The 9844-nt window shown below is 60.9% G+C and carries 1 protein-coding gene; it reads left to right on the forward strand.

The genetic code is table 11. From position 1 onward, the window contains the following. Positions 1-23: 23 nt before the first annotated feature. Positions 24-9844: non-ribosomal peptide synthetase (locus tag SB13_RS16885; protein WP_463605564.1), on the forward strand; the 9821-nt coding region annotated here is incomplete at its 3' end.

Here is a 9844-nt window from a genome sequence, read left to right on the forward strand (position 1 = left end):
CCCGTCACGACGCCACGCTGTACATGACGCTGCTGACCGGCTGGGCCATTCTGCTGCACCGGCTGAGCGGGCAGGACGATATCGTGATCGGCTCGCCGGTGGCGGGGCGCACCCGCACCGAGCTGGAGCCGCTGATCGGCCTGTTCGTCAATATGCTGGCGCTGCGCTGCCGGATAGCCGACAACGCGACGGTCGGCGAACTGCTGGCGCAGGTGAAGGCGACCACGCTGGCGGCGCAGGCGCATCAAGATCTGCCGTTCGAACAGCTGGTGGAAGCGTTGAATCCGGTACGCAGTCTGGCGCACAGCCCGCTGTTCCAGACCATGCTGGCCTGGCAAAACGCCGCCGGGGAAACCCTGCAACTGGGTGATCTTCAAGGGCGACTATTCACGTCCGATCAGGTGACGGCGCAGTTCGATTTGTCGCTGACGCTGGGCGAGAGTGACGATCGGATCGAGGGCGGGATCGAATATGCCAGCAGCTTGTTCGATCGTGAAACGGTGGAACGCTATGTGGATCACTGGCAGGTATTGCTGCGGGCGATGATGCAGAGTGCGGATCAGCCGATTGCCCGGCTGCCGCTGCTGTCTGACGCCGAACGTCAGAAACTGTTGCATGACTGGAACGACACTCGCGTTGACTATCCCCAAAACCTTGGGATCCATCAACTGTTCGAAACCCATGTGCAGCGAGCGCCGGAGGCGGTGGCGCTGGTCTGTGACGAGCAGTCGCTGAGCTATGACGCGCTGAACCAACGTGCCAACCGGCTGGCGCATGCGCTGGTCGCTCAAGGGGTGGTGCCGGATACACGAGTGGCCATCTGTCTGCCGCGCTGTGTGGACATGGTGGTGGCGGTGCTGGCGGTGCTGAAAGCGGGCGGTGCCTACGTCCCCATAGACCCGGACTATCCGGCCGACCGTATCAATTACATACTGGATGATAGCCAACCTCGAGTGGTGGTAACCCGTGCCGCGCTATGGCAAGGCCACGCGAGCGAGATAGCTATGCTTGACCCGGACAGTCTTGACGGAGCGGGGCCGTGGCCGGTTACCGATCTGGATACGCTGGCGCTGGGACTCTCCGCCCATCATCTGGCTTACGTGATTTACACCTCCGGATCCACCGGAAAACCGAAAGGCGTCATGATTGAGCACCGTCATCTATGCCATCAGGTAACCGCGTTACAGCACCGCTATGCACTGAACGCACACGACCGGGTCCTCCAGTTTGCGCCCTTTACCTTTGATATGTCGGTGGAAGAGATCTTCGGCGCGCTCTGTTCGGGCGCGGCGCTGGTGTTGCGCACCGATGAGTGGGTGAGCGATGCGTCCATGTTCTGGCAGCTGTGTCAGGACCACGCGATAACCGTCGCCAATTTGCCGGTGGTGTTTTGGAATACCTTGATTCGAGACGGCAGCGCGGCAATCCCGAACGGCGTTCGTCAGGTCATGATTGGCGGCGAAGCCGTCAGCCATGAAGCGATTCAATGCTGGTACGCCCGCGAAGGTTGGCGTCCCGCGTTGTTTAATGCTTACGGCCCGACGGAAGCGACGGTGAATGCCGCCGTGCATCGTATTGAATCGGTAAACAAAATGGGCTGCATTGGGCGTCCGTTGGCCAATACTCGCGTATACGTTCTGGATAAAAATGGCGAACCGGTGCCGGTGGGCGTGGCTGGCGAGCTGTTTATTGGCGGCGCGGGCGTTGCCCGTGGCTACTTGAACCGGGACGATTTGACGGCGGCGTGCTTTATGTCCGATCCCTTTGCCAATCAGCCGGGGGCGCGGATGTACAAGACGGGTGACCGGGTGCGCTGGCATGACGACGGTTCCCTGGAGTACCTTGGCCGTAACGATCACCAGGTGAAAATTCGTGGTTTTCGGATTGAATTAGGTGAAATCGAGGCTCGGTTACGCAGTCATGGGCAGGTGACGGACTGTGTCGTGACGGTAGCGCGGGAGGGCAGCGTTGAAGCGCGTCTGGTCGCCTACTATCTGGCCCCTGAGCCGCAAAATGCTAGCGAACTGCGCTCGTGGGTTGCCGAGCAACTGCCTGACCACATGCTGCCAGCTGCCTGGGTTCACCTCGCCGCCTGGCCATTAACTTCCAATGGAAAATTGGATCGCAAGGCGCTGCCGCCGCCCGACGTGGCCGCTTACGCACAGCAGGGCTATGTCGCGCCGCTGGCTGGCATCGAAACCACGCTGGCGTCGCTGTGGGGCGACCTGCTAGAGGTCGAACGGGTCGGACGATTCGACAATTTCTTCGCGCTCGGCGGCCATTCTTTGCTGGCCGTGCAGCTGCTGGCGCGGATGCGTCCTATGGCGTTGCACGCGGACGTGTCGACGCTGTTTATGGCTCCGGTACTGTCCGACTTTGCATTGTGTGTCAGCGCGAAATCCGNCGTGGCGGATGACATTCCCGACAATCCGCTGACGACGCCGCAGGCGCATATCGTGCCGGAAATGTTGCCTCTGGTTACGCTCAGTCAGGAGCAGATAGACGGCATCGTCGCGACGGTGCCCGACGGTGCGGAAAACGTGCAGGATATTTATCCGCTGACCTCATTGCAGGAGGGGATCCTTTTCCACCATCTGCTAAGCCCGGAGAGCGACCCTTACGTTGAAATCACCACGTTGAAATTTGCTCACCGGGATGCGTTAAATCGCTTTCTCGGGGTGTTGCAAACGGTGGTCGAACGTCACGACATTTTACGCACCGCCTTCGTCTGGCAAGGGCTGGAAACACCGTTGCAGATCGTGTATCGCCATGCAGCGCTGCCCGTCGTGGAGGTCGAATACTCTCGCGAATCCCGCCTGGATACATACATTGATATACGGCGCGCGCCGCTGCTCCATTGCCGTGTCTCTGTCGATCCTATGGATGCGCACGTTTATCTCGAACTGCAAACGCACCAGCTGGCGGTTGATCATACCGCGCTTGATCTTATGGTGGACGAGATCCGGGCGCTGCTTGATGGCGATGCATCGTCTCTGCCGCCGACCACGCCTTTCCGCCATTTTGTCATGCACGCTCGTCGTGAAGCACAGCGTGACGACCACGAGGCGTTCTTTCAGCACATGCTGCAAGGGGTCACTGAACCGACGGCGCCGTTTGGCCATGTCTCCATCACCGACCAATGGCCCGATGTTCAATCGGCGCGGGCTTTGCTTGATAACCGCTTCGCGGCGCAGCTGAGAGAGATTGCGCAGCAAAGCGGCGTCAGCGTCGCCAGCGTATTCCATTTGGCGTGGGCCGTGGTCCTGGGTCGCACATCCGAAACCCACAGGCCGGTATTTGGCACGGTATTGCTGGGAAGAATGAAAGGCGGTGAGGGTATCGAACGAGCGATGGGGATGTTTATCAACACCCTGCCGATCTGTATCGATATACAAGAACAAACGACCTTACAGGCGCTGCAACAGGCCCATCAACGTCTCGCGAGCCTGCTGGAACGTGAACATGCTCCGCTATCGCTGGCGCAACGTTGCAGCGGCGTGCCGCAGACAACCCCGCTGTTTTCGTCGTTGCTTAACTTCCGCCACAGCCAGCATAGTCGTATCGCCGGGCTGGTGGATTTGTCCGGCACCGGCGCAGACATGCTGGTCACGAAAGAGCGGACTCACTATCCGTTCACGTTGAACGTGGATGATACCGGGCAGAGCTTTTTGGTTGAAGTGCAGGTGTGCGGTCAGGTCGATGCCCATCGCCTCAAAAATTACCTTGTTCAGGTCCTGAACGCGCTGGTGACCGCAGTCAATGAAACGCCGGATACCCCGGCCTGCGCGCTGTCGATATTGCCTGATGCGGAAAGAAATCAGCTACTGCACGTGTGGAACGCCCCGGAGGCAGATGATCTGCGCGATGTTTGTTTTCATCACGGATTTGAAGCTCAGGTAGCACGAACGCCGCAGGCACCGGCGCTGATTTTTGGCCAGCAAACGTTGAGCTACGAAACGCTCAACCGACGTGCTAATCGTCTGGCATATGACCTGATCTCCTTCGGCGTGACGCAGAATGAGCGGGTGGCGCTCTGCCTGCCGCGCGGCGTTGAGATGGTCGTCGCGATGCTGGCGGTGCTGAAAGCGGGCGGCGCCTACATACCGATCGACCCGTCCTATCCGGCGGAACGTATCGATCACATGCTGGAAGATAGCCAGCCGCGCGTGACGATCGTCTCCGGTGATGACCTGCGCGCAGCGGCTCAGGCACCCGCGATCATTGATGTGAGCGCCTACGACGATGGGATAGCGGGTCCAGACCGCAATCCCGAACCGCTTGCGCATCATGCCGATGCACTGGCCTACATCATCTATACCTCAGGTTCAACCGGCAGACCCAAAGGGGTCATGGTGGGACAACGGGCTCTGTGGAATCTTCTGTCATCGTTTGATGCGGAGCTTGGATTGACGGCAGACGACCGCTGGCTGGCGGTAACGACGATCGCCTTTGATATTGCGGCGTTAGAGCTCTTTTTGCCGCTGCTTAGCGGTGCGGCGGCGGTGGTGGCCAGCCACGCTGAAAGCAACGATCCCGCGCGTCTGGCGGACCTCATTCAACATTCGGGTATTACGACGATGCAGGCCACGCCAGCAACCTGGCGGATGTTGCTAGATAATGGCTGGTCGGGTCACTCGACGCTGACCGCATTGTGCGGCGGAGAAGCGTTGAATGGCGCGTTGGCGGCACGACTAAGCGATGCCGTCGGCCTGCTGTTGAATGTGTATGGGCCGACGGAGACAACCATCTGGTCGACGGCGCAGCGCGTTTCGTCCGGCTTGAATCCACATGCGAACGTGCCTATCGGTCAGCCTATCGCCCATACCCAGGTTTATGTGTTGGATAGCGCAAAACAGCTGGCGCCAGTGGGGATTGCGGGTGAACTGTATATCGGCGGCGAGGGGGTGGCGCAGGGTTATCTTCATCAGCCCGCTTTGACGGCTGAACGCTTTGTCGATGATCCCTTCAGTACCGTGCCGGGGCGTCGTTTGTACAAGACGGGCGATCGGGTACGCTGGCGCGACGATGGCGTGCTGGAATATCTGGGGCGCGATGACCATCAGGTTAAAATCCGCGGTTTCCGCATTGAACTGGGTGAAATCGAAGCGCGTCTGCGCGGCTATGCCGATGTGGCCGACGCCGCGGTCGTGGCCCGTAAGGAGAGCGATGCGGATGTGCGATTGGTGGCTTACTACCTGTCGCCGCAGCCGCTGGCGGTGACTCTACTGCGCGACTGGGTGGCTGAACAATTGCCGGATTATATGCTGCCGAGCGCATGGGTTCATCTGGTCGCCTGGCCGCTGACGCCAAATGGAAAACTCGNCCGCCGCGCGCTGCCTGCGCCGGACTCTTCGGCCTACCAGCGGCAGATTTATATCGCGCCGCAGGGCGAAACGGAAACGGCGCTGGCCGAACTCTGGGCCGACCTCTTGGGCCTGGAACGGGTAGGTCGCGACGATCACTTCTTCGCGCTGGGCGGCCACTCGCTGCTGGCTATTCAACTGCTGTCGCGTATTCGCCGCACGCTGGGACGAGAAATCACGCTGAATGCATTGTTTGCTCATCCGCTGCTGGCCGATTTTGCGCAAATCATCGAGCCATCGGCATGTCGTCCGTTGGCGCCGATCGTGCCGGTTGACCGTGATTCGCCGTTGGCCTTGTCGTTTGCTCAACAGCGGCTGTGGTTCCTGATGCAGCTAGAGGCGCGCGCTAGTATCGCCTATCACATCGCAGGCGGCGTGATCTTGACCGGCGCGTTAAACGTCGATGCGTTGCAGGCGGCGCTGGATCGCATTGTTGTGCGCCATGAGTCGCTTCGGACCCGTTTTGTCGCGGTCAACGGCACCCCCAGTCAACAGATTCATGCGGCGGAACCGTTCGCACTGGCTCGGCACGATCTGCGATCCAGCCCTGACGCGGACGAGGCCCTGCGTCGTATGGCTGAGCATGAAGCGGCGATGCCGTTTGACGTCACACAGGACGGGCCGATCCGCGGGCGACTCATCCGGCTCGATGCCCAGCGGCATGTCCTGCTGGTGACGATGCACCATCTCGTCTCCGACGGCTGGTCGCTGGCTCGTCTGATGGAAGAGCTTAATGCGTTGTATCCAGCGTTTTGTCGGGGCGAGCGCGATCCCTTACCGCCGTTGACCGTGCACTACGCGGATTTTGCCGCCTGGCAGCGGCAATGGATGCAGGGCAGTGAACTGCAAACGCAACTCGCCTACTGGCGTGAACAACTGGCGGATGTCCCGCCGCTGCTGGAGCTGCCGACTGACAGGCCGCGACCGGCGGCGCAGGACTACGCCGGAGGACGGGTCGACTTCCGACTGGACGCAGATCTGACCGGCGAACTGAAGGCGTTGGCGGTACGTCATGACGCGACGCTATATATGACGCTACTGACGGGCTGGGCCATTCTGCTGCATCGGCTGAGCGGGCAGGACGATCTTGTGATCGGCTCGCCAGTAGCAGGCCGTACCCGCGTTGAACTGGAGCCTTTGATGGGTTTCTTCGTCAATACGCTGGCATTACGCTGCCGGGTTGATAGCGACACATCGGTAGGCGCGTTACTCGGGCAGGTCAAAGACACCACGCTGGCGGCGCAGGCGCATCAGGATGTGCCGTTCGAACAGCTGGTGGAAGCGCTCAATCCGACGCGCAGCCTGGCGCACAGCCCCTTGTTTCAAACGCTCTTTGTCTGGCACAACGAGGGCGATGACGTTTTACGTCTTGAGGGGATAACGGCTGAACCCTTTAACGTCGGTCAGGTGACGACGCAGTTCGATTTGTCGATGACGCTGGGTGCGCGTGCGGACTGCCTTGAGGGGAGTCTCGAATACGCGAGTAGCCTGTTCGACCGGGAAACGGTGGCGCGCTACGTTGAACATTGGCAGGTGCTGTTGCGGGCGTTGGTCCGGAGCGACGATCTGGCGGTCGCGCAGTTGCCGCTGTTGACCGAGGCTCAGCGCCGGCAGATGGTGTATGAATGGAATGCCACCCGTAAGGATTACCCGAACGGTCAGTGCCTGCATCAGTTGATTGAAGCGCAGAGCGCCCGCACGCCGCAGGCGATAGCGCTGGTGTATGACGATCGGCAACTGAGCTACGGCAATATGAATGAGCAGGCCAACGCATTGGCCCACGAGCTGATAGCGCATGGCGTCGGACCAGACGGACGGGTGGCGATTTGCCTGCCGCGCAGCCTGGAAATGGCGGTGGCGGTACTGGCGACGCTGAAGGCGGGCGGCGCTTATGTGCCGATTGACCCGGCTTATCCCATTGACCGCATCAACACAATGCTGGCGGACTGTGCCCCGCGAGTACTGATCACCCGTGGCAATCGGCTCATACAGGGGCCAGCGGGGACGTTGGTGATCGATCTGGATCATGCTGAGGGGCTCAGTCAAAGGCCAACGTTTAATCCCGACTCGCAGGGGGTGATGCCGCATCATCTGGCCTACGTCATTTACACCTCGGGGTCTACCGGAAAACCCAAAGGGGTGATGATCGAACATCGGGCTATCGTCAATCGCCTGATGTGGATGCAGGATGAATACCGTCTTGCCGCCGATGACGTCGTGTTGCAGAAAACGCCGCTGGGATTCGACGTCTCCGTTTGGGAACTGTTTTGGCCGCTGATGGTAGGCGTACCGCTGGTGCTGGCTCGTCACGAAGGGCAAAAAGATCCCGACTACCTTGCCGAGCTTATCCAACGAAAGGCCGTCACTACCGTGCATTTCGTTCCCCCGATGCTGCAAGCCTTCCTTTCGAGCAAGGCGGCTTCGGGATGCGGTAGCCTGAGGCGCATCATCTGTAGCGGAGAAGGTCTGGGCTCAGCGCTGGCGCGTCAGACCAAAGCCTGTCTGCCGCGCGCGGCGCTCTTCAACCTGTATGGGCCGACAGAAGCGGCGGTCGACGTGACCGCGTGGCCCGCGCTTGGCCATGACACCTCTCCGCTCGTGCCGATTGGCCGTCCCATCGCCAATACCCAAACCTATGTGCTGGATAACCTGGGGCAGCCGGTGCCGGTCGGTGTGGTGGGCGAACTTTATCTCGGCGGGGTACAACTGGCACGCGGCTACCTGGGCCGACCTACGCTGACGACGGCCAGCTTTATCGAGGATCCCTTCTCGGTTGTTCCCGCGGCGCGGTTGTACAAGACCGGCGACCGGGCGCGTTGGCGTGCGGATGGGGTGTTGGAATATCTGGGACGCAACGATCATCAGGTCAAAATTCGCGGCTTTCGTATCGAACTGGGCGAGATTGAAGCGCTATTGGACGCTCACGAAGCCATCCATAACTGCATGGTCACGGCACGCGCCGAAGAGAACGGAGAGACGCGGCTTGTGGCTTACTATTTGTCTGAACAGCCTCAGCCGACCGAAGCGTTGCGCGGCTGGCTGGCGGCAAAATTGCCGGATTATATGCTGCCGAGCGCCTGGGTTCATCTGGCCGCCTGGCCCCTGACCCCAAATGGCAAACGCGATCGCCGCGCGCTGCCTGCGCCGGACGCGTCCGCTTATCAGCAGCAGGCTTACGCCGCGCCGCAGGGGGAAACCGAATCGGCGCTGGCAGAGCTATGGGCCGAACTCTTAGGGATAGCGCGGGTCGGCAGAGACGATAACTTCTTCACCCTCGGCGGCCATTCTTTGCTGGCGATTCAATTGGTGTCGAGAATCCGCCATGAACATGGCCGTGAAGTCGCGCTGAGCACGCTATTTACTCAGCCGGTGCTGGCGAATTTCGCTGCCAGGGTGGACTGCGCGCCGATCAGTTCGCTCCCGGCGATCACGCTTGCCGATCGCGCCCAGCCGCTGGCGCTTTCGTTTGCCCAGCAGCGTCTGTGGTTCTTAACCCAGTTGGAGGCGAGGGCCAGCACCGCCTACCACATTGCTGGCGGCCTGAAATTCAGTGGCGAACTGGACCGCGACGCGCTGCACATGGCGTTGGACCGTATCGTGGCGCGTCATGAGGCGCTGCGCACGCGGTTCGTCGAGGTGGAGGGCACGCCATATCAGCAGATTGACGAGCCTGCGCCTTTTTCCCTAACGGTGCATGACCTGCGCGGGCGGCCCGCTGCCGCCGACGAGCTGCGCCAACTGGCCGATGAAGAAGCGACGGAACCGTTCGATCTGCAACAGGGGCCGCCGATCCGCGGTCGGCTGATCCTGCTGAGCGAGCGCGAACAGGTGCTGCTGGTGACGCTGCACCATATCGTCGCCGACGGCTGGTCACTCAGCCGCTTTATGCGAGAACTGGCGGAGTTGTATCGGGCTTTCCGTCGGCAGCTGCCGGATCCCCTGCCGCCGCTGGCGATTCAGTATGCGGATTACGCGGTCTGGCAACGACGCTGGTTGCAGGGAGACGTTTTACAGTCGCAGCTTGCCTACTGGCGTGAGCAACTGGCGGATGCGCCGCCTTTGTTGGAGCTTCCGACCGATCGTCCTCGGCCATCCGTGCAGGATTATATAGGCGAACGGATTGATTTTACGCTGGATGCGTCGTTGACCGCTGAGCTGAAGGCGTTGGCGGCGCGGCACGACAGCACGCTTTATATGACGCTGCTGACGGGGTGGACGCTGTTGCTCCATCGCCTGAGTGGGCAAGATGACATTGTGGTCGGCTCACCGGTGGCCGGGCGAACCCGCACCGAACTGGAGCCGCTGATTGGTTTCTTTGTCAATACGCTGGCGCTGCGTCACCGGGTGGACGGCGCGGCCTCGGTCGGTACGCTGCTGGCGCAGGTGAAGGAGACCACGCTGGCGGCGCAGGCGCATCAGGATCTGCCGTTCGAGCAACTGGTGGAGGCGCTCAACCCGACGCGCAGCCTGTCGCATAGTCC

This window comes from Lonsdalea quercina subsp. quercina, from assembly GCF_000688695.1.
Classification (GTDB): domain Bacteria; phylum Pseudomonadota; class Gammaproteobacteria; order Enterobacterales; family Enterobacteriaceae; genus Lonsdalea; species Lonsdalea quercina_D.